The sequence below is a fragment of the Micromonospora sp. NPDC048909 genome (assembly GCF_040649635.1).
Taxonomy (GTDB): domain Bacteria; phylum Actinomycetota; class Actinomycetes; order Mycobacteriales; family Micromonosporaceae; genus Micromonospora.
Genome location: NZ_JBEZFU010000023.1, coordinates 1 through 18599 on the forward strand (window position 1 = coordinate 1; position 18599 = coordinate 18599).

Consider the following 18599-nt stretch of genomic DNA (forward strand, 5'->3'; position numbering starts at 1 on the left):
TTGTGGCTTTTGGGGGGGGGTGGGTGGCGCCGCGCGCCGCCCCGGGTTCTTGGGGGTGGGGGGGGTGGGGGGGGGCCCCCCCCCCCCCCCCCCCCGACGCCGGATCCAGGTCAGGCACCCCCAAACGTGCCACAAAGCGGACGAAACTCGTCCGATTGTGGAAGCGCGACCAAGCCTGCCGGCTCACACCTCCGACCCGCCGCCTGAGCGCGCTCATGCCGATCGGGCCCGGCGGCCGACGGGGTGTGGTGCGGTGCACCTGTCGCGTGTCAGCGGAGTGGTCCACCGCTGGCGGCATCAGGCCTTGAAGGTCTGCTTGGCGACTCCGATGGCGGACACGGCCCTCGGCCATCCGGTGTAGAAGGCCAGATGGGTGATGGCTTCGACGATCTCGGTCTCGGTGAGGCCGTTCTGTCTGCCGAGGTTGAGGTGGAACGGCAACTGCTCGCTGTTGCCGCCGGCGACGAGGGCAGCGATCGTGATCAGACTGCGGTCGCGGGGAGCGAGCTCGGCGCGTTCCCAGACGTCGCCGAAGAGGACGTCGTCGGTGAGCGACACCAGTTTCGGCGCGATGCTGCCGAGATTCTGCCGGGCGGTTGATTGCTGCGCGGGTTCGGACATGGTGGTGTGCCTCCTTTGATGGGCTCAGGACCGCTGCTGGCCGTCCTCGTCGGTGACGCGCTGGACCCACTCGATCTCCGGCCGTCCTGGCTCGGCGAGGCCGTCCCAGATCGCGGGCGATGGGGTGCTCCATCACTACACCTTTCAACAGAAACGCCCTGCGCGGGGTGTGTCGGGGTTTGCTGGGTAACGAACAACGGGAACCGGCCGACCCAGGACGGGGGGTACGCCCGGGAGGGTGACCGGCGGTGTCCCGGTCGGCCCGTCAAGGTGAGAGGAAGAACCTGATGCGTGGTGCTGTTCTGCACGCCCCCGGCGACGTCCGGGTGGAGGAGCGCGAGGATCCGCGGATATTCCTGCCGACCGACGCGATCATCCGCGTCTCCGCCGCCTGCGTCTGCGGTTCCGACCTGTGGCCGTACCGGGGCGTCGAGGCGGTGACCGGGCCGTCGCCGATGGGCCACGAGTACGTCGGCGTCGTCGAGGAGGTCGGCGGCGAGGTCAGGAACATCAAACCGGGCCAGTTCGTCGTCGGATCCTTCTTCGCCTCCGACAACACCTGCCCCATCTGCCGCGCGGGCTACCAGAGCTCCTGCGTCCACCGCGAGCCCATCGGCGGACTCGGCGCCCAGGCCGAGTACCTTCGCATCCCCCTGGCCGACGGCACGCTGGTCGCCACCCCCGACATCCCCTCGGATGATCTGATCCCGGACCTGCTCGCGGCCTCCGACGTGCTCGGCACCGGCTGGTTCGGTGCCGTGGCGGCCGAGGTCGCACCGGGCAGGACCGTCGCTGTCGTCGGTGACGGCGCCGTCGGCCTCCTCGCCGTGCTGGCGGCGAAGCAGTTCGGCGCGGAACGCGTCATCGCGGTCAGCCGATACGAGTCCCGTCAGAAACTCGCGGTCCACTACGGTGCGACCGACATCGTCACCGAGCGCGGCGACGAGGGCGTGGCCCGGATCAAGGACCTCACCGACGGGCTCGGCGCGCATTCGGTCATCGAGGCGGTCGGCACCCAGGAGTCGATGATGCAGGCGATCCGCTCGACCCGCGCCGGGGGTCACGTGGGCTACGTCGGTGTCGCCCACGGGGTCCAGCTGCCCGGCGAGGAGTTGTTCTTCTCCCACGTGCATCTGCACGGTGGCCCCGCCCCGGTGCGCCGTTTCCTGCCCGAGCTGATCAACCTGATCTGGAACCGGCAGATCGACCCGGGCCGGGTCTTCGACCTCACGCTGCCGCTGAATCAGGCCGCCGACGGCTACCGGGCGATGGACGAGCGTCGCGCCGTCAAGGCTCTCCTCAAGCCCTGACGCACGGCGCCGGTCCTAAGGGTGTGGTCGGTCCAGCAGCCACCCGCTACCGGGCCACTCGCTGACTTCGCCTCAGCCGGCCCGGTAGCGGGTGGCCAGTTCGGGGCTCTGTCCGCCGAATGCGGCGAGGTCGGCCTGGAAGACCGCGTCCAGGAGCCCGGCGTCCTCCACGCCCGGGGCGACGACGACCTCGCCCAGTTCGAGCCCGCGCAGGCTGGCCCTGACCACGTCGTCGGCGCTCATCCGCGGGACCACGCTCATGTCGAGACCCTGCCGCTCGTGGAACTCGGTGGCCACCACGCCGGGGCACACGACCTGGACCTTGACGCCCGTGCCGGCCAGTTCGGCGCTCAGCGTCTGGGACATCGCGACGAGGTGGGCCAGGGTGCCGGCGTAGACGGCCCGGCGGGGCATCATCGAGCCCGGTGCCGGACCGCTGAAGGCGATCATGCCGGCCACGTTGATGATGGCGCCGTCGCCTCGCTGCTGCATGCCGGCGACGGCGGCGCGGGTGAGCATCGTCGGGGCGACGACCTTGACGTGTACGAGTTCCCGGGCCTTGTCGGCGGGAAGCTCCGCGAGCGGCATGTAGTGCGACACGCCGGCGTTGTTCACCAGCATCGTCAGCGGCTGCGACGCGCAGACCTCGGCGATCGCGTCCACTCCGGCATCGGTGGACAGGTCGGCAGCCACTGTCCGCACGTTGGCCTCGGGGTGGGAGGCGACGAACTCGTCCAGGCGGTCCTTTCGCCGGCCCGCGATCACCAGGTCGTAGCCGTCAGCGGCCAGCCGCTCGGCGAAGGCCTTGCCGATGCCGGAGGTGGCGCCGGTGACGAGTGCGAGCTTGTTCATGGTGCTGTTCCTTCCAGTTCGTGGGCGTATCACGCCGGGCACCGGTTGAGCCCCGGTGGCGCCGCTCAGGGCGTGCCGGCCGGGAACTCCTCCAGCCCGACCACCGACAGCAGCGCGAGCTTCTCCGCCGCGTCCGTGTTCGCGGGCGTCAACACCAGCAGCACCTGCCCCTGGTCCGGCGTCGTCAGCGTTTCGCAGTCCATCAGTAGCTGTCCCACCCGCGGGTGCACGACGGTCTTCCGGTCCGCGCGCCGCACGCTGACCTCGTGCTCGTCCCACCGCCGCCGGAACTCCGCGCTGGCCGCGCGCAGCCGGGAAACCAGCCCGGCCACCTCGGGGTCACCCTGGCGCCGACCGGCAGCGGCGCGCAGGTCGGCGACGATCACGCGGGAGTGGTGCTCGTGCTCCTCCGGCGGGTGGATCCGGCGCGCTTCGGGGTCGGTGAACCACCGGTACACGTGATATCGCCGGTCCCCCCGGAAGCCGCTCGGATCGCCGAAGATCAGCATGCCCGCCCGGTTCTGCGCGAGCGTCTCGCCGAGGTCGGAGAGGACGCTGGCCGGCGTCGTGCCGAGCAGGTCCAGCATGCGTACCAGGCCGGCACGGGCGAAGCGCGCCGGCCCGTCGCCCGGCGGCGGCTGGTGCCCGGCCAGGTGGAAGAGGTGCGCACGCTCGTCGTCGCTGAGCCGCAGCGCGCGGGCGAGCGCGCCGAGCAGCTGCGGCGACGGCTGTGCGCTGCGTCCCTGCTCCAGGCGGACGACATAGTCCGTCGACATGCCGGCGAGCAGCGCGACTTCTTCCCGGCGAAGGCCCGCGGTGCGGCGGCGCGGGCCGGCGGCCACCCCGACGTCCCCGGGACGGATGGCCTGCCGCCGGCGGCGCAGGAAATCGGCGAGCTCGGCGCGCTGCATGACCCCATCGTCTCTCCGGGGCGGGGCCGCCATCCAGAGATCGCCGCTCCTACGACAAGCGCTCCGTTCCCGTGGCCGCGTCCGACGACGGATGGTGGAGGAGATCGAGAGAAGGAGAACGGACATGCAGACCCGAACCCTCGGCCGCACCGGACCGACCACCTCCGCCCTCGGCCTCGGCGCCATGGGCATGTCGGACCTGTACGGGCCGTCCGACCGCACGGAGAGCATCGCCACGGTCCACGCCGCGCTCGACGCGGGGATCACGCTGATCGACACGGGCGACTTCTACGGCATGGGCCACAACGAGCTGCTGCTCGGCGAGGCGCTGCGCGGCCGCCCCCGCGACAGCTACCAGCTCAGCGTCAAGTTCGGTGGGCTGCGCGGGCCGGACATGTCGTGGGGCGGCCACGACAGCCGGCCGGTGGCGGTGCGCAACTTCCTGGCGTACTCGCTCACCCGGCTCGGTACCGATTACATCGACATCTACCGCCCGGCCCGGCTCGACCCGGACGTGCCGATCGAGGAGACCGTGGGCGCGATCGCCGAGCTGGTCAAGGCCGGATACGTCCGGCACATCGGCCTGTCCGAGGTCGGCCCGGACACGATCCGCCGGGCGCACGCGGTCCACCCGATCGCCGACCTGCAGATCGAGTACTCGTTGATCTCCCGGGCCGTCGAGGGGGAGATCCTGCCGGTCCTGCGGGAGCTCGGCATCGGGCTGACCGCTTACGGTGTGCTCTCCCGCGGCCTGATCTCCGGGCACTGGGCCCCCGGCCAGGGTGCCGGCCCCGGCGATTTCCGCTCGCACAGCCCTCGCTTCCACGGCGACAACCTCGACCACAATCTCGGCCTGGTGCAGACCCTGCGCGGGATCGCCGCCGGAAAGGGCTGCTCGGTCGCGCAGTTGGCCATCGCCTGGGTGGCCGCTCGGGGCGAGGACATCGTGCCGCTGGTCGGCGCGCGTACCCGGGAACGCCTCGCCGAGGCCCTGGGCGCGGCGGACGTCACCCTGACCGCCGACGACCTGGCCGTCATCGAGCGGGCCGTTCCGCCCGGCGCCGCTCGCGGGGACCGCTATCCGACCGGGATGATGGGCTCTCTGGGCGCCGGCAACTGACGCTGGACGGCTCATATCCGCCCTGCTCACGCCTGGTGGGTGGCCGCGTGCCGGCTGCCCACCACGAGCGGCGGCACGGCGTCTTGCGGCCACCGACCCGTATCGTGGGGCCGTGATCACCTGCGTCGTTCACTACACCATCGACCCCGCGCAGATCGAGGCGTTTGAGCGCTTCGCCCACGCGTGGATGCGGCTGGTGGCCAAGCACGGTGGTGTGCACCACGGCTACTTCCTGCCCGCCGAGGGAGCCAGCGACCAGGCCGAAGCGCTGTTCAGCTTCGAGAGCCTGGCAGCCTACGAGCGTTACCGCGCACGTTTCGGCAATGACCCGGAGTTCGTCGCGGCTGACAGCATCCGCGACGAGTCGGGCTGCGTCGTGCGGTACGAGCGCACGTTCATGCGTCCGCTCCTGCCGTCCTGAGCAGCCGAGGCGGGCATCCTCCCGAGATCGTCACACCTTGCCGGACGGGCCGAGGTGCGCGCGCAGCGCCACGGCGACCTCACCTGCGGCGGCGAGTTGGTCCGGCGTGAGCGCGTCGACGAAGAGTTCGCGGATGGCGCGCAGATGTGGGTACGTGGCACCTCGGAACGCCTCGGCGCCGGTCGGGGTGAGCACGACCTCGGCGCCCCGGTTGTCGGCGGCGTACTCCTCCCGGCGGATGAGTCCGCGCCGCTCCATCCGGCCGAGGTGATGGGAGAGCCGGCTGCGTTGCCAGCCGATGCCGGCCGCGAGTTCGGAGGAGCGCATCCGTGATCCCTCGGCCTCGCTGAGGGCGAGCAGGACCGCGTAGTCGCCGGGCGACAGCGCCGACTCGGTCTGCAGCCGTGAGCTGAGCTCGGACCTGAGTGCGTCCGCCGTTTCGATGAAGTCGCGCCAGATCCGCAGCTGCTCCGTGGTCGGCAGCTGGCGCCCGCTGCGCCGCTGGGGTGTGTTCTCCGTCATCCGTCCTCCAATTGACGTGTCAATCATATCGTGGAAATAATTGACGCGTCAATCAACGTTGCGATCCCCGAGTGGCGGTCCGCCGGGGACCGGAGCAGGAGGAGACCATGACAACCGAAGGCTTCGAACTGGGCCTCAACACATTCGGGGAAGTGGCCACCGACGGCGACCGCGTCCTGGGCGATGCCGAGACCGTGCGGCTGATCGTCGAGGAGGCCCGGCTGGCCGAGTCGGTGGGGCTCGATGTGTTCAGCGTCGGCGAGCACTACCGCGAGGGCTTCACCGACTCGGCCACGCCCGTGCTGCTCTCGGCGATCGCGACGGCCACCGAGCGGATCCGGCTCGGCACCTCGGTCACGGTGCTCAGCACGAACGACCCGGTCCGGCTCTACCACGAGTTCTCGACCCTCGACGCGGTGTCGAACGGTCGCGCACAGCTCATCCTCGGGCGGGCCTCGGCGACCGAGTCGTTCCCGCTTTTCGGCTACGACCTGGCCGACTACGAGCAGCTGTTCGAGGAGAAGCTCGACCTGTTCATGCGACTGCAGCGAGAGGAGTCGGTGAGCTGGTCGGGCACCTTCCGCAGCCCGCTGACCGAGCAGCGTCCGCACCCACGGATGGGCCCGGGTGGCATCCCGACCTGGATCGGCGTGGGCGGCAGCCCGAACTCGGTGATCCGCGCCGCCCGCTACGGACTTCCGCTCATGCTCGCGATCATCGGCGGGCACCCGCAGCGGTTCGCCGGCCACGTCGACCTCTACCACCGTGCGCTCGAACAGCACGGGCACGCCCCGAAGCCGGTCGGCCAGCACTCACTCGGTCTCGTCGCCGACACCGACGAGGAGGCCGTCGAGACCTGGTGGCGCTACTGGCAGCCGGTCGTGACGCAGCTCGCCCGGGAACGCGGCTTCTACCGGCCGACCCGGGAACGTTACGCGGCCGAGCTCGACTCCGGGGCGCTCTTCGTCGGGTCGCCCGAGACGGTCGCCCAGAAGATCGCCACGATGGCTCGCGACCTGCGGCTCAGCCGCTTCGACCTCAAGTACGACGTCATGCACCTGCCCCGCCAGGCCCGCGCCCGCTCCATCGAGCTGCTCGGCCGAGAGGTCGCCCCGCGGGTGCGGGAACTACTCAGCAAGGAGCCCACCCATGTCTGACCTCATGTTCGGCCTCGACACCTTCGGCGACGTGCCGGAGGACGACTCCGGTACGCCGGTCTCCTACGCCGCCGCGATCCGCCAGGTCGTCGACGAGGCGGTGTTGGCCGACGAACTCGGCGTCGACGCCCTCGCCGTCGGCGAGCACCACCGACCGGAGTACTCGGTGTCGACCCCGGAGACCGTTCTTGCCGGCATCGCCACGCGTACCTCGCGCATCCGGCTCGGCTCCGGGGTGACCGTGCTGAGCTCGGACGACCCGGTCCGGGTGTTCCAACGCTTCGCCACGGTCGACGCGTTGTCGAACGGCCGGGCCGAGGTCATCCTCGGCCGTGGCTCGTTCACCGAGTCCTTCCCGCTCTTCGGCTACGACCTCAGCGACTACGGCACGCTCTTCGAGGAGAAGCTCGACCTCTTCGTGAAACTGCTCGACGAGCGGCCGGTCACCTGGAGCGGCACCCTGCGCGCCCCGCTGGTCGACGCCGACGTCTTCCCGAAGACCGAGTCGGGGCGCCTCACCACCTGGGTGGGCGTCGGCGGTTCGCCGCAGTCGGTGGTACGCGCCGCGCGCCACGGCCTGCCGCTCATGCTCGCCATCATCGGCGGCGCGCCCACCCGTTTCGCGCCCTACGTCGACCTGTACCGGCGTGCCGCGGAGCAGTTCGGCACGACCGCGTATCCGGTCGGGATGCACTCGCCGGGCTTCATCGCCGACACCGACGAGGAGGCCAAGGAGGTGTTCTGGCCGCACTACCGGGTCATCCGGGACCGGATCGGTGCCCTGCGCGGCTGGCCGCCGATTCGCCGGGCCGAGTTCGACGCCGACATCGAGCACGGCTCCCTCTACATCGGCTCGCCGGAGACCGTCGCCCGCAAGATCGCCCGCACCGTCAGCGCCCTCGGCGTCGGCCGGTTCGACCTCATCTACACCGCGGGCGCCCAGCCGGTATCCGCACGCCTTCGGGCCGTCGAGCTCTACGGCACGAAGGTGATCCCCATGGTTCGCGACATCCTCGCCAACTGAGCGATCGGAACAGACATGAACGACACCACCCAGAGCGGCGGCAAGACCATCGGCATCCTCGGTGCCGGCAAGCTGGGCACCGTTCTCGCCAGGCTCGCGCTGGCCGCCGGTTACCGGGTGCTCATCGCCGGCTCCGGCGACACTGCCAAGATCGCGCTCACCGTCGAGGTGCTCACTCCCGGAGCGGTCGCCACCACCGCCGCCGACGCCGCGGCCCGCGCCGACATCGTCGTCCTCGCCCTGCCACTGGGCAGGTACCGCAACATCCCGGCGGACGCGCTGCGCGGCAAACTGGTCGTCGACGCCATGAACTACTGGTGGGAGGTCGACGGCATCCGGGACGACCTCACCGATCCGCGCACCTCGTCGAGTGAGATCGTCCAGGCGTTCCTTTCCGGCGCCCGGGTCGTCAAGGCGTTCAACCACGTGGGCTACCACGACATCGAGGACAAGGCCCGGCCCGCCGGCGACGGCGCACGCACGGCGGTCGCGATCGCCGGCGACGACCCCGCCGACCGCACCGCCGTCGCCGCCCTCGTGGACGCGCTCGGCTTCGACCCGGTCATCGCCGGCGCGCTCGCCGAAGGTGTCCGCTTCGAACCGGGCACCGAACTCTTCGGCGCCGACGAGAACGCCGACGAGGTTCGCGCCAGACTCCACCGCTTCCCGGAATCGGAGCGTGGGCGGATCGTCGCCCGGGCGCGTGCCGGCACGCCGGTGCCGACGACGGACGGCTCGGACACCAGCGCGGTGGCGAGCCCGTCCTGAGTGACGCCGAGTCCGGCGGGCCATCGCCAGCCCTTTCCGGCCGGCCGGACTAGCCGCGGCGCAGGACGCGGGTGGTGCCGGCGGCGATGGTCGTGACCAGGATCCAACCGCAGGCGATCAGCCCGTACGCGAGCCACACGGTCGTCCCGACCGGTTCGAAGGCTGTCTCCTGATGCAGGTCGACGAGCGGCAGCAGCAGGTCGAGTGTGTAGACGGGAGCGCGGAAGTGCAGCGGGCTCGCCGGGTCCAACGGCACCGGCTGCTGGGTGGTGAACGCCAGGGTGCCCACGAGGAAGAGCGCCAGCAGCCACATGGCGGCCAGGGCAGGTCGGTAGCCGTAGCCGACCGTGACGTCCTGCAGGTAACCCCAGAGCTGGATGGGTCGCGACTGCAGGGCCCGTCGGCGCCGCTGCCCACGCAACAGCACCGTCCGGGCGCTGTCTTCCTCGCCCCGACGCCGGTACATCGCCGCCAACTGTTCGTAGGCCTGGGGCGCGTACCCGTCGTCGTCGCGGTCGAGCCAGCCCAGCCGCTGCCGTACGTCAGCCGTCGACACGATCGTGTCGTAGCTGAATCCGTCGAGGCGGAGCGTCGTCGGCCAGCCGAGCGGCTCGTCGTCGCGGAGCACACCGATCCGCGCGTGCCGTAGGTCGACCGGACGCTCGATCGGTTCGCCGGTGGCGAGCACCAGTTCGGTGGTCTGCAGTTGCCGGCAGTTGAGCCCGACGCCCGTGGTGGCGTGCAGCCGGGCGTGTTCGAAGCAGACCTGCTTGTCGACCCGTGCGAAGGAGATGTTGATGCGGCCCTGGGCGCTGAACCCGTCGCAGCAGCTGAGGGTCCCGCCGACCACCATGCCGACCGCCGCCATGGCTCGGCCGTCGGGGTTGGTGATCGTGGCGCCGTGCAGCCGCACCGAACCGCGGATGTCGGCGCTGTTGAGCTGAACCTCGCCCTCGCAGCGCAGGCGCGGGCCCCGGATGTCGTGGCCGACGGAGAGAAGACCGCCCTCCACCGCCGGCGCTCCGGCGATCTGTGCCCCGTCCAGTACGAGCGCGCCGTCGATCCGGGCGGCCACGAGTCGGATGCTGCCCACAGACCGGACTCCGGCCAGCCGAAGGTTGCCCTCGATGGACGCCTTCTCGGCCCAGAGGCCGCGGAGTTGGGAGCCGGCCAGGTCCAGTTCCCGCGTCCGGGCACCGACCAGTTCGACGCGTTCTCCGAAGGTGCAGCGACTCAGACGGACGGCGTACGGGATCTCTGCGTACGACAGGTCCAGCGTGCCGGAGATCTCGGCGCCGACCAGGGTCAGGGCAGCCAACTGTCCCGCCTCCGGAGGCATCGCGCCGAGCAGCAGCGCGCGGATGACGGACGCTCGAACAACCCGGTCCTCGGCGCTGGTCAGATCCACCAGGGCCCGGCGGGGGAAGGCTCGCCACACCGCCTGCTCCGCGGCGGTCAGCTCGAAGTCCATCCCGCCATGGTGACGACGCGCCGCAAACGTCGGATCGATCGGTGACGGTGTGGGATCCGGGCGGCAACGCGCTCTTTCAGGTCCGGTGCGGTCGGGGGAGTGCGTAGTGCCGCAGGGTCACCGGGCTCCCGTCCGGGGCGGTCCAGTCGGCCGTGGTGGTGCGGGTGTGGCGCCAACCGGTGCGTTCGTAGAGCGCGACGGCCGCCGAGCGCGGGCGGTCGACGACCTCCAGCAGCAGCTCGCGGTCGCGGTCGGTGGCCCAGCGCCGGGCCTGTCGCAGCAGTGCGCCGGCGACGCCGTGCCCGCGCACGGCGGGCGCGACGAACAGCCGGCCGACCTCGGCGGGGGCCGGATGCGGCTCCGGTGGCGCCGCGGCACGGTGTACGGCGATGTGGCCGACCGGACCCGCGCCGCCGACCTCGGCGACCCATGCGTGCTGGAGGTCGGGCGGGCTCAACCATCGCTGCGGCTCGGTCGGCCAGTTCAGCGGGTAGCCGTCGAGGCGGTGCACGTCGGCGAGCAGGTCAACGCATCGTCGCAGGTCGGCCGGGGTTCGGTCCCGGATCGTCACCGTGTCCACGCCGATCATCATTCCGGCTGGCGGGCCGGCGGGCGACCGGCGGGGGCCTACGACAACCAACTGGTTGTGCAAACGATTGGTTGTGGATAGGGTCGGGGCATGCCTGTGGTCGAGGACGAACTGAGCCTGGTCTTCGCCGCGCTCGCCGACCCCACCCGGCGGGCGATCCTGGAGCGCCTGGCGGGCGGAGCGGCCTCGGTCAACCAGCTCGCCGAGCCGTTCGCGATGAGCCAGCAGGCGGTCTCCAAGCACCTGAAGGTGCTGGAGCGGGCCGGTCTGATCTCGCGCGGACGGGCGGCGCAGTCCCGCCCGTGCGTGCTGGAGCCGGAACACCTGGAGGTCGCCGCCGACTGGATGGCCCGGCACCGTCAGATGTGGGCCGACCGCCACGACCGCCTCGCGGAGCACCTGGCCGCTCTGAGCGCCGACCCACGCCACCACGAGGAGACGACACCATGACCGAGACCGGCGAAGTGACCTACCGGCGGGTGCATCACGGCTCCCCGGAGCTGCTCTTCGACTGCATGACCCGGCCGGAGCACCTGACCCACTTCTGGGGCCCGGCCGGCACCAGCACGCCGCTCGACGGCATCGTCGTGGAGTTGCGCCCGGGCGGGGCCTTCGAGACCACGATGGTCAACGACGCCGACGGCAGCACCTACCGGATGCGGGCCGTCTACGTCGAGATTCAGCGACCGGAGCGGCTGGTCTGGATCGAGTCCGACGTCGAGGGCGGCATGCGCACCGAGGTCACCTTCGTCGCCCTGGCCGACGGGCGCACCGAAGTGATCACCCACCAGACCAACGTGCCCGCCGCCTACCTGAGCGCCGAGGCGCGGGCCGGCTTCAGCACCAGCCTCGACCGGTTCGCCGCCTACCTGGCCAGCCTCGACGTCGAGCCCACCCAGCCCGAGTGAGGAGCAGCTCGATGTCCGTGGTCACCTCCGCCGACGGCACCGCCATCGGCTACGAACGCACCGGCGACGGCCCCGCCGTCGTCCTCGTCGACGGCGCCCTGTGTCACCGCACGGGCGGCCCGATGCGGCCGCTCGCCGCCGCGCTGGCCTCCCGGTTCACCGTGCACACCTACGACCGACGCGGCCGCGGCGAGAGCGGGGACACCCCGCCCTACGCGGTGCTCCGGGAGGTCGAGGACCTCCAGGCCGTCATCGCGGCGGCCGGCGGCCAGGCGTACGTCTACGGCATCTCCTCCGGCGCCCTGCTCGCCCTGGCCACCGCCGCCGCCGGACCCGGGATCACCCGGCTCGCACTCTACGAGCCGCCGTTCCTCGCCGAGGCCGACGGCGACAACGCCAGCCGGCTGAAGGAGTACACCCAGCACCTGCACGAACTGCTCGCCGCAGGTCGCAACGGCGACGCGGTCGCCCTGTTCATGACGCACGTCGGCGTCCCGCCGCAGGTGATCGCCGGCATGCGGGCCCAGCCGCACTGGGAGGCGTTCGAGGCGATCGCCCCGACGCTCGGCTATGACGACGCCGTTCTCGGCGACGGCCACGTGCCCCGCGACCTCGCGGCGAGGATCACCGTCCCCACCCTGGTCCTCGCCGGCGACGCGAGCCCACAGCTCCTCCAGCGGGCCGCCGAGGCCACCGCCGGGGCGCTGCCCACCGCCGCGTACCGCACCCTCGACGGGCAGACGCACGACGTCTCACCCGACGCCCTCGCCCCGGCGCTGACCGCCTTCTTCGCCGCCGACGGGTGGTAGCCGTCGACAGATCCCGGGCGTACGGCCCGCTCAGGCTTCGACCGGGGTCTGGACCGTCGCCGGCTCGTCGGGTGCCAGCCGGGTGTCGGCCGCCGCCTGCCCCTCGGCGTCGCCGACCTCCTCGCAGATGGCCGCCGCGTCCACCCAGTGCCGATGCGCCTCGTCCGGGTCGTCCAGGGCGGCCGCCGCGTCGCCCAGGTAGAGCAGGGTCCGGCCCAGCCCCGCGCTCGGCCGGCTGCCCTCGCGCAGCCGGCGGCTCTCGGCGAGCATCTCGTAGGCCTGCCGCGCCTGCGTCGGGCTGGTGGCCAGCAGAGTGGCGCCGGCATTGAGCAGCGCGGCGGCCCGGCTGGTCGGGTCGCTCACCGACTCGTACTCGCGTAGCGCGGCCCGCCACGCCTGCGCCGCGTCGAGATGTTCGCCGACGCTGGCGTGCACCAGCACCAGATTGGTCAGCGCCGCGGCGTAGCCCCGGGCGTCGCCGAGCGAGCGGAACGTGTTCGCCGCCCGCACCAGGTGGTGGTGGGCGCTGTCCAGCTCGCCCCGAGCCAGCCGGGCCGCGCCCAACCCGAGGTCGGTCAGCGCATGCCCGGCCCGGTCGGCGCCGGAGCGGTGCCGCCGGGACAGCTCCAGGTGCTCCACCGCGTCGTCGAGTTGGCCGAGGTCGAGCAGGGCCAGGCCGAGGTTCATCCGCGCCTGCGCGGTGCCGCGCCGGCCGCGTTCGGCCACCGCCAGGGTCAGCGCGGCGGCGGCGCCCTGCGGGTCGTGCCGGCGTCGGCGCAGCACGCCCAGCTCGTTGTGCGCCCAGCCGGCGATCTCCGGCCGGTCGTCGGCGGTCGGGGTGGCGAGCACCGTGCGGCACACCTGCTCCCACTCGTGCAGCCGCTCGGCGTGCGCCAGCCACCCGCACAGCGCCACGGCCAGCCGGAACCACCAGCGACGTACCCGCCGGGGCAGCGTCTCCGCCGCGCCGGCCGGCACCCGTACCACCGCCAGCAGCAGCTCCTGGTGCAGGTCGAACCAGCCGTAGGGGTCGTCGTCGAGCGGCAGCGACCACTCCCGGTCCGGCGGTGACCCGATCGCGGCGAGGTTGGCCGCGTGCCGCTCGGCCTGGCGGGCCAGGTGCCGGGCGAGCCGGGCCTGGGCGGCGACCCGCCGGCGGGCCGGCTCGGCGTCGCGCAGGTGCAGCCGGGCGTAGCCGGCGAGCAGCGGCCGGATCTCGTAGCGGTCGCCGGGCGCGCCGATCACGAACGCCGCCGCGGCCAGCTCGTCGAGGAGCGTCGCCACCCGGTCGGGCCGCCGACGGGCCAGCGCCGCGATGGTCGGCCGGTCCACCGGGGCCGGACTGAGCGACATCAACCGGTGCAGCCGCCGCGCCTCGACCGACAGCGCCCGGTAGGCGGTGTCGCGCTCGGTCACCAACCGGGCCGCGGGGGAGACGCTGACCCGCTGGTGCGGGGGTGTCTCGACCGCTCGGCGCAGCGCGTCGAGCACGTCAGCGGGGCGCCAGCCGTGCTGGGCGGTGCGGTAGCCCAGCGCGCGGACCGTCCGCGGCTGCCGACCACAGAGGTCGACGATGGACCGTACCGCCGGGTCGGCGCGCGGGTCGGCCCGGCGGGCCCGGGCGGCCGGGGCGGCCTGCCCGGCGGCGGCGAAGAGTTCGACCGCCTCCGTGGGACCGGGCTCGGCGATCCAGTGCGCCACCACGCCATCGAGACCGGTCAGCGCGGGGCCGCCGGCGAGCAGCAGCCGGCAGGTGCGCGCGGTCGGCGGCAGCAGCGGCCGCACCTGCGCGGGTGTGTCCACGTTGTCCAGCACCAGCAGGATCTTGCGGCCGTCGAGCTGCCGGCGCAGCGCGTCGGCGGCCTCGGCGAGCGCGTCCGCCCGGCCCGACGTCGGCGGCGGGGTGCCCAGGATCCGGGCCAGCGCGGTGAGCACCTGCCGCGCCGAACGGGGCCGGCCGGCGCGGCGCAGGTCGAGGTAGTACTGCCCGTCCGGGAAGTTCTCCCGGCACAGGTTGGCCGCCTGCACCGCGCAGGCCGAGGTGCCCACCCCGCGCCGGCCCAGCACGGCCACCGCGTGCTCCCGGGCCAGCAGCGCGACGATCGACTCCACGTGCTCGCCCCGACCGGTGAAGCCGGCCGGGTAGGGCAGCGTCGGGGCGCCGGTGGTCGGCGCGGCGACGATCTCCGTCGGCTCGGCGGCGACCTGCCGGCCGGCCCGCCGCCGGCGCATCTCGAACACCAACCAGCCGATCGCGCCGCTGATCGCCACCGCGATGCTCGCCGGCCCGAGCACGCTGCTGGCCAGCTCGGAGAGCAGGTTGCTGGCCAGGTTCGCGGCCACCCCGCTGACCAGCGTGCCGACCGCGACCAGCACCGGCCAACGGGGTGGACGGCCGGCGCCGGTCGGGCCGGTCACCGGACGCCGCCCGCGACCAGACCGGCGACGAGATGCCGGCGGGCGAGCACCACCAGCAGCACCGGCAGCACCGAGGCGATCACCGAGCCAGTGGCGAGCGCGCCGCTGTTGGCCACGAAGCCGCGGGTCTGCCCGGCCAGGAATAGCCCCAGCGGTGCCGCCTCGGGGCCGCTGAACAGCAGCCCGACCACCAGGTCGTTCCAGACCTGCACGAACTCCAGCACGGAGACGGCGACGATCGCCGACCGGTTGTGCCGGGCCAGCCGGCGCAGCGTGCCCCACCAGTGCCGCCCGCCCAGCCGCGCGCCGCGGACCTGCTCCGCCGGGAGGTCGGCGAAGGCGTTGCGCAGCACCAGCACCGCGAACGGCACGCCCAGCGCCAGGTGCACCAGCGCCAGCCCGCGGGCGGTGCCGGAGGAGAGCACCACCCCGAGCACCTCGTTGACCGGCCCGGCGATGACCTGCACCGGGACGATGCTGGCGGCCATCAGCAGCAGGCCGGTCGCCTGTGCGGCCGGCCCGGTCAGCCAGGCCAGCGGGTACGCCGCGAGCAGCGCGACGACCACCACGGCCGCGGTGACCACGGTGGCCAGCAGCAGCGTGAACGTCAGCGCCCGCCACAGCTCCGAGCCGCCGAGCACGTCGCGGTAGGAGTCCAGGCTGAGCGGTGCCGACCACCAGTGCTCGGCCGCCGCGTCGACCGGCCGGTGCAGCGACGTCGCGACCAGCACCCCGAGCGGGATCAGCCAGGCCACCGCCGCGCCCGCGGCGATCAGCCGGAACAGCCGCGGCGGCGGGACGTTCGCCGGTTGCGCCTCCGGCTCCGGCTCGGCGGGGCGCGGCGGCGGCCACGCCTGCCGGACGAAGAGCGCCGCCACCAGCATGCCGGCGGCCACCGCCACCAGCCAGACCACGCCGAGCGCGGCCCCCTCGCCGGTGGTGGTGCCGCCGGAGGTCTGCCAGACCCGCAGGGCCAGCACCGCGGCCTCGTCGCGCACCGAGCCGGGGGCCATCACCAGGATCAGGTCGAAGGTCCGGCTGGTGCCGACCGCCACCAGGGCGAAGACCACCGCGAAGGTACGCAGCAGCAGCGGTCGCCACTGAGCGTCCCAGAGCACGTGTCGGCGGCCGCCGCCGTGGGCGCGGACCGCGTCGGCGAGGCTCGACGGCACCCGGTCCAGCGCGGCGCGGAACACCAGCACGGCCAGCCCCACCCAGGCCCAGATGAAGGCCGACATCAGCGCCACGGTGACCAGGCCCGGGCCGAGCAGCTGAGGGGCGTCCTCGGCGGAGCGCCCGGTCACCCGCGCGGCGAGCAGCGTGGCCAGCCCGCGGGTCGGGTCCGGGTCGTACATCAGGCGGAAGGTGACCCCGGTGACCACCAGCGGCAGCGCGATCGGCACGACCAGGATCAGCCGGACCAGGCCGCCCTCCTGGGAGCGGCGGGACGCGGCGGCGAGCAGGTAGCCCAGCCCGGTCACCACGGCCGGCACCAGCAGCGCCCAGAGCACCGTGCGACCGACCACCGCGGCGGTGTCCGGCGCGTCCAGCGCGGCCCGGAAGTGCGCGGCGCCCACCCACCGGCCGTCGGTGGTGACGCTGGCGTGCACGGTGCGCAGCACCGGCCAGAGCACCAGCCCACCGAGGAGCAGCGCGGCGGGCAGCAGCAGCGCCGACGTGGCGCCCGCCGCCGGGTAGGCACGACCGCGGCGCGGCGGCCCGACGTCGTCGAGGACGGCCAGCTCGCCGAGGACCGGCGCCCTGGTCACCGGCCACCGCCCGCGGTGCGGGCCGCGGCGGCGAGCTGGCCGGTGGCCCGGCGGACCGCCTCGGCGGCCGGCACTCCACTGGTCACGTCGGAGAAGAAGTCCTGCATCATCCGCCAGATGCCGACGCCGTCGGAGCCGGTGAACGGCCCGGGAAGCCGGTCGGAGAGGTCGAACCGCGGGGTGTCGGCGGTGCGCATCTCGCCGGCCAGTCGGCGGCGGACCGGATCGGCGTAGCTGTCCAGCGGAACGATGATGTTCGGTGAGAGGTAGCCGCCGGCGCGCAGCCAGGGCCGGAACGCGGCGGCGTCGGTGAGCCAGCGCACCAGCTCCACCCCGGCGTCCGCGCCGGCGAAGGCCACCGCGACGTCGCCGCCCACGATGAGCGGGCCGCCGCCGGGCCGGGTGCCGGGGAACCGGAACGTCGACGGCCCGGCCGAGTCGCGCTGGAACCGGTGGACCACGTCGTCGACGAAGTCACCCTCGAAGACCATCGCCGCCCGGCGCGCGCGCACCACCTGGATCACAGACTCCTCGTACTGGGTGAGCAGGGCGCGGCGGGCGCCGCCGGGAAAGGCGCCGTCGACGCTCCAGATCTCGGCGAGCCGGTCGAGGGCGTCGCGCACCGGCGCGCCCTGCCAGTCGGCGTCCGGGCCGGCGAGGGCGTCGTAGCCGTCGGGCGCCACGTCCGCCAGCACGTTCTCGAACCAGTCGGTGAGTACCCAGCCGTCGGCCGCGCCGATCGCCAACGGCGCCGGGCCGAGGCCGCGCCGGGCCCGCGCACCGAGGCGGCGGGTCAGCGCCACCAGCTCGTCCCAACTGGTAGGTGGTTGGGGCAGCACCGTGGGCAGGTGCCAGAAGAGGGACTTGTGTGCGGCCTTCACCCAGACGCCGACCCGCTGGCCGCCGACGGTGAGCAGGTCGCCCAGGTCGCCGGGGACGGCGTAGCCAGCGGCCGGGGTGAGCGGGCTCAACCAGCCCCGCTCGGCGTACTCGGTGACCAGGCCGGGCCGGGGCAGGATCGCCACGTCGGGACTGGTGCCGGCGAGGTGCCGGGCGCGCAGGAACGCGTCGATGTCGTTGCCGGCGCTGACCACCTGCACCGGCGCGGGATAGCCGGCCACCACCTCGCGGAACCGCTCCAGCTCGGCGCCGCTCCAGACCACTGCGACCTGCACCGCTCGCTCCCCGCCGGAGCAGCCGGTGGCAGCCGTGGCGGTGCCGGCGACCGCGGCGCGCAGCAGCGTGCGGCGGCGCAGCCCGCCCGTCATCGCCCCACCGCCTCGGTGACCAGCTCGACCCGATCGGGGATTTCCTCCAGGGTGGCCGGGTCGGCGGTGCAGACCAGCACGGCGACCCCGGGCGCGTCCGGTGGCGAGAGCCGGGGTACGAGATCGCTCAGCCGGCCACCACCGGCCATTCCGGCGGGCAGGTCGACCACCAGCACCTCGGGCAGACAGGCGGCGGCGCGGGCCAGCGCCACCCGGAACCGCTGGGCGTCGGAGAGCAGGTGCGGCAGCAGGGCGAGGGTCGGCGCCAGCTCCAGCCGGTCGATGACGGTCGCCGCCCAGTCGTCGGCCACCTCGCGTACCCGTTCCCGCTTGCGCTGGCCGTACTCGATGTTGCGACGCACGGTCAGCTGCGGCAGCAGCGCGCCGCCCGCCGGGACGTAGCCGATCTGGCGGCGCGGCGGTGGCAGGGCGGTCACGTCCCGTTCGCCGACCAGGATCCGCCCGGCGAGGGGTGCGGCGAGCCCGGCCAGCACTCGGGCGACCGCGGTGCCGACCCGGGGCGGCGCCACCAGGGCGGCCGTGCGCCCGGCGGGCACCTCGACGGTGACCGGCCCGGTGCCGGGGACGGCGACCAGTGCGCGCAGCCGTAGCGTGACCCTCACCTCCGGTGACCTCGTCGACCCGTCCCAGGGTGGCACAT

The 18599-nt window shown here is 73.3% G+C and carries 19 protein-coding genes; 9 read left to right on the forward strand and 10 right to left on the reverse strand.

Annotated features, from left to right (window positions below; all coding sequences use genetic code 11):
* Window positions 1-297: 297 nt before the first annotated feature.
* On the reverse strand, window positions 298-621 hold the full coding sequence (locus AB0C04_RS31725; protein WP_357062033.1) for a carboxymuconolactone decarboxylase family protein: 324 nt from the start codon (window positions 619-621) through the stop codon (window positions 298-300).
* A gap of 287 nt (window positions 622-908) precedes the next feature.
* Here AB0C04_RS31725 and AB0C04_RS31730 point away from each other — a divergent pair, with 287 nt between their 5' ends.
* Window positions 909-1931, forward strand: coding sequence for a zinc-dependent alcohol dehydrogenase family protein (locus AB0C04_RS31730; RefSeq protein ID WP_357062036.1), 1023 nt, complete (start codon window positions 909-911; stop codon window positions 1929-1931).
* A gap of 72 nt (window positions 1932-2003) precedes the next feature.
* On the opposite strand, the gene AB0C04_RS31735 is transcribed toward AB0C04_RS31730, so the two are convergent.
* Both AB0C04_RS31735 and AB0C04_RS31740 read right to left on the reverse strand, forming a co-directional pair.
* Entirely contained in the window at window positions 2004-2783 is a 780-nt protein-coding gene (locus AB0C04_RS31735; protein ID WP_357062039.1) for an SDR family NAD(P)-dependent oxidoreductase, read from the reverse strand.
* 65 nt (window positions 2784-2848) lie between these two features.
* Complete coding sequence (locus AB0C04_RS31740; protein ID WP_357062042.1) at window positions 2849-3694, reverse strand: helix-turn-helix transcriptional regulator; 846 nt, start codon at window positions 3692-3694, stop codon at window positions 2849-2851.
* Window positions 3695-3818: 124 nt separating this feature from the next.
* Between AB0C04_RS31740 and AB0C04_RS31745 the strand changes: the two genes are divergently transcribed.
* Together AB0C04_RS31745 and AB0C04_RS31750 are read left to right on the forward strand one after the other, a co-directional pair.
* Entirely contained in the window at window positions 3819-4814 is a 996-nt protein-coding gene (locus AB0C04_RS31745) for an aldo/keto reductase (protein WP_357062045.1), read from the forward strand.
* A gap of 112 nt (window positions 4815-4926) precedes the next feature.
* Entirely contained in the window at window positions 4927-5235 is a 309-nt protein-coding gene (locus AB0C04_RS31750; RefSeq protein ID WP_357062048.1) for an NIPSNAP family protein, read from the forward strand.
* A 30-nt stretch (window positions 5236-5265) separates the two neighbouring features.
* Here the strand turns inward: AB0C04_RS31750 and AB0C04_RS31755 are convergent, their stop codons facing one another.
* Window positions 5266-5757, reverse strand: coding sequence for a MarR family transcriptional regulator (locus AB0C04_RS31755; RefSeq protein ID WP_357062051.1), 492 nt, complete (start codon window positions 5755-5757; stop codon window positions 5266-5268).
* 107 nt (window positions 5758-5864) lie between these two features.
* Here AB0C04_RS31755 and AB0C04_RS31760 point away from each other — a divergent pair, with 107 nt between their 5' ends.
* The 3 genes from AB0C04_RS31760 to AB0C04_RS31770 are packed head-to-tail and all read left to right on the forward strand — an operon-like array spanning window position 5865 to window position 8706.
* Window positions 5865-6914 (forward strand): LLM class flavin-dependent oxidoreductase, encoded by a 1050-nt coding sequence (locus tag AB0C04_RS31760; protein ID WP_357062054.1) that lies wholly within the window; start codon window positions 5865-5867, stop codon window positions 6912-6914.
* Window positions 6907-7938, forward strand: a complete 1032-nt coding sequence (locus tag AB0C04_RS31765) for an LLM class flavin-dependent oxidoreductase (protein ID WP_357062056.1) — start codon at window positions 6907-6909, stop codon at window positions 7936-7938. Before AB0C04_RS31760 ends, AB0C04_RS31765 begins: the two co-directional genes overlap by 8 nt.
* 15 nt (window positions 7939-7953) lie before the next feature.
* On the forward strand, window positions 7954-8706 hold the full coding sequence (locus tag AB0C04_RS31770; RefSeq protein ID WP_357062059.1) for an NAD(P)-binding domain-containing protein: 753 nt from the start codon (window positions 7954-7956) through the stop codon (window positions 8704-8706).
* A gap of 49 nt (window positions 8707-8755) precedes the next feature.
* On the opposite strand, the gene AB0C04_RS31775 is transcribed toward AB0C04_RS31770, so the two are convergent.
* Window positions 8756-10177, reverse strand: a complete 1422-nt coding sequence (locus AB0C04_RS31775) for a hypothetical protein (RefSeq protein ID WP_357062061.1) — start codon at window positions 10175-10177, stop codon at window positions 8756-8758.
* Window positions 10178-10253: 76 nt separating this feature from the next.
* Complete coding sequence (locus tag AB0C04_RS31780; protein ID WP_357062064.1) at window positions 10254-10757, reverse strand: GNAT family N-acetyltransferase; 504 nt, start codon at window positions 10755-10757, stop codon at window positions 10254-10256.
* A 99-nt stretch (window positions 10758-10856) separates the two neighbouring features.
* Here AB0C04_RS31780 and AB0C04_RS31785 point away from each other — a divergent pair, with 99 nt between their 5' ends.
* From AB0C04_RS31785 to AB0C04_RS31795, 3 genes are read left to right on the forward strand one after another with little or no spacing between them, the layout of a single operon-like run.
* Window positions 10857-11216: a metalloregulator ArsR/SmtB family transcription factor gene (locus tag AB0C04_RS31785; RefSeq protein ID WP_357062067.1), complete on the forward strand. Its 360-nt coding sequence runs from the start codon at window positions 10857-10859 to the stop codon at window positions 11214-11216.
* Entirely contained in the window at window positions 11213-11674 is a 462-nt protein-coding gene (locus AB0C04_RS31790) for an SRPBCC domain-containing protein (RefSeq protein WP_357062069.1), read from the forward strand. The genes AB0C04_RS31785 and AB0C04_RS31790 overlap by 4 nt, the downstream gene beginning before the upstream one ends.
* An 11-nt stretch (window positions 11675-11685) precedes the next feature.
* Entirely contained in the window at window positions 11686-12483 is a 798-nt protein-coding gene (locus AB0C04_RS31795; protein ID WP_357062072.1) for an alpha/beta hydrolase, read from the forward strand.
* Between the two features lie 30 nt (window positions 12484-12513).
* Here AB0C04_RS31795 and AB0C04_RS31800 read toward each other — a convergent pair whose 3' ends face one another.
* Genes AB0C04_RS31800 through AB0C04_RS31815 form a run of 4 tightly spaced genes read right to left on the reverse strand, consistent with a single transcriptional unit; the run spans window position 12514 to window position 18561 of the window.
* Window positions 12514-14901 carry a tetratricopeptide repeat protein gene (locus AB0C04_RS31800; protein ID WP_357062074.1) on the reverse strand — a complete coding sequence of 796 codons (2388 nt, stop codon included), beginning with the start codon at window positions 14899-14901 and terminating at the stop codon, window positions 12514-12516.
* Window positions 14898-16670 carry an ABC transporter permease subunit gene (locus AB0C04_RS31805; RefSeq protein ID WP_357062077.1) on the reverse strand — a complete coding sequence of 591 codons (1773 nt, stop codon included), beginning with the start codon at window positions 16668-16670 and terminating at the stop codon, window positions 14898-14900. Before AB0C04_RS31805 ends, AB0C04_RS31800 begins: the two co-directional genes overlap by 4 nt.
* On the reverse strand, window positions 16667-17938 hold the full coding sequence (locus tag AB0C04_RS31810; protein WP_357062080.1) for an extracellular solute-binding protein: 1272 nt from the start codon (window positions 17936-17938) through the stop codon (window positions 16667-16669). The genes AB0C04_RS31805 and AB0C04_RS31810 overlap by 4 nt, the downstream gene beginning before the upstream one ends.
* Entirely contained in the window at window positions 17935-18561 is a 627-nt protein-coding gene (locus tag AB0C04_RS31815; RefSeq protein ID WP_357062083.1) for an ATP-binding cassette domain-containing protein, read from the reverse strand. Before AB0C04_RS31815 ends, AB0C04_RS31810 begins: the two co-directional genes overlap by 4 nt.
* Between the last annotated feature and the right edge of the window lie 38 nt (window positions 18562-18599).

What these genes read in the sequence shown, in the direction of transcription:
- AB0C04_RS31795 (WP_357062072.1), top strand. Translation starts at nt 11,686, where the DNA reads ATGTCCGTGGTCACCTCCGCCGACGGCACCGCCATCGGCTACGAACGC.
- AB0C04_RS31730 (WP_357062036.1), top strand. Translation starts at nt 909, where the DNA reads ATGCGTGGTGCTGTTCTGCACGCCCCCGGCGACGTCCGGGTGGAGGAG.
- AB0C04_RS31745 (WP_357062045.1), top strand. Translation starts at nt 3,819, where the DNA reads ATGCAGACCCGAACCCTCGGCCGCACCGGACCGACCACCTCCGCCCTC.
- AB0C04_RS31790 (WP_357062069.1), top strand. Translation starts at nt 11,213, where the DNA reads ATGACCGAGACCGGCGAAGTGACCTACCGGCGGGTGCATCACGGCTCC.
- AB0C04_RS31770 (WP_357062059.1), top strand. Translation starts at nt 7,954, where the DNA reads ATGAACGACACCACCCAGAGCGGCGGCAAGACCATCGGCATCCTCGGT.
- AB0C04_RS31810 (WP_357062080.1), bottom strand. Translation starts at nt 17,938, where the DNA reads ATGACGGGCGGGCTGCGCCGCCGCACGCTGCTGCGCGCCGCGGTCGCC.
- AB0C04_RS31785 (WP_357062067.1), top strand. Translation starts at nt 10,857, where the DNA reads ATGCCTGTGGTCGAGGACGAACTGAGCCTGGTCTTCGCCGCGCTCGCC.
- AB0C04_RS31755 (WP_357062051.1), bottom strand. Translation starts at nt 5,757, where the DNA reads ATGACGGAGAACACACCCCAGCGGCGCAGCGGGCGCCAGCTGCCGACC.
- AB0C04_RS31760 (WP_357062054.1), top strand. Translation starts at nt 5,865, where the DNA reads ATGACAACCGAAGGCTTCGAACTGGGCCTCAACACATTCGGGGAAGTG.
- AB0C04_RS31725 (WP_357062033.1), bottom strand. Translation starts at nt 621, where the DNA reads ATGTCCGAACCCGCGCAGCAATCAACCGCCCGGCAGAATCTCGGCAGC.
- AB0C04_RS31765 (WP_357062056.1), top strand. Translation starts at nt 6,907, where the DNA reads ATGTCTGACCTCATGTTCGGCCTCGACACCTTCGGCGACGTGCCGGAG.
- AB0C04_RS31775 (WP_357062061.1), bottom strand. Translation starts at nt 10,177, where the DNA reads ATGGACTTCGAGCTGACCGCCGCGGAGCAGGCGGTGTGGCGAGCCTTC.
- AB0C04_RS31740 (WP_357062042.1), bottom strand. Translation starts at nt 3,694, where the DNA reads ATGCAGCGCGCCGAGCTCGCCGATTTCCTGCGCCGCCGGCGGCAGGCC.
- AB0C04_RS31735 (WP_357062039.1), bottom strand. Translation starts at nt 2,783, where the DNA reads ATGAACAAGCTCGCACTCGTCACCGGCGCCACCTCCGGCATCGGCAAG.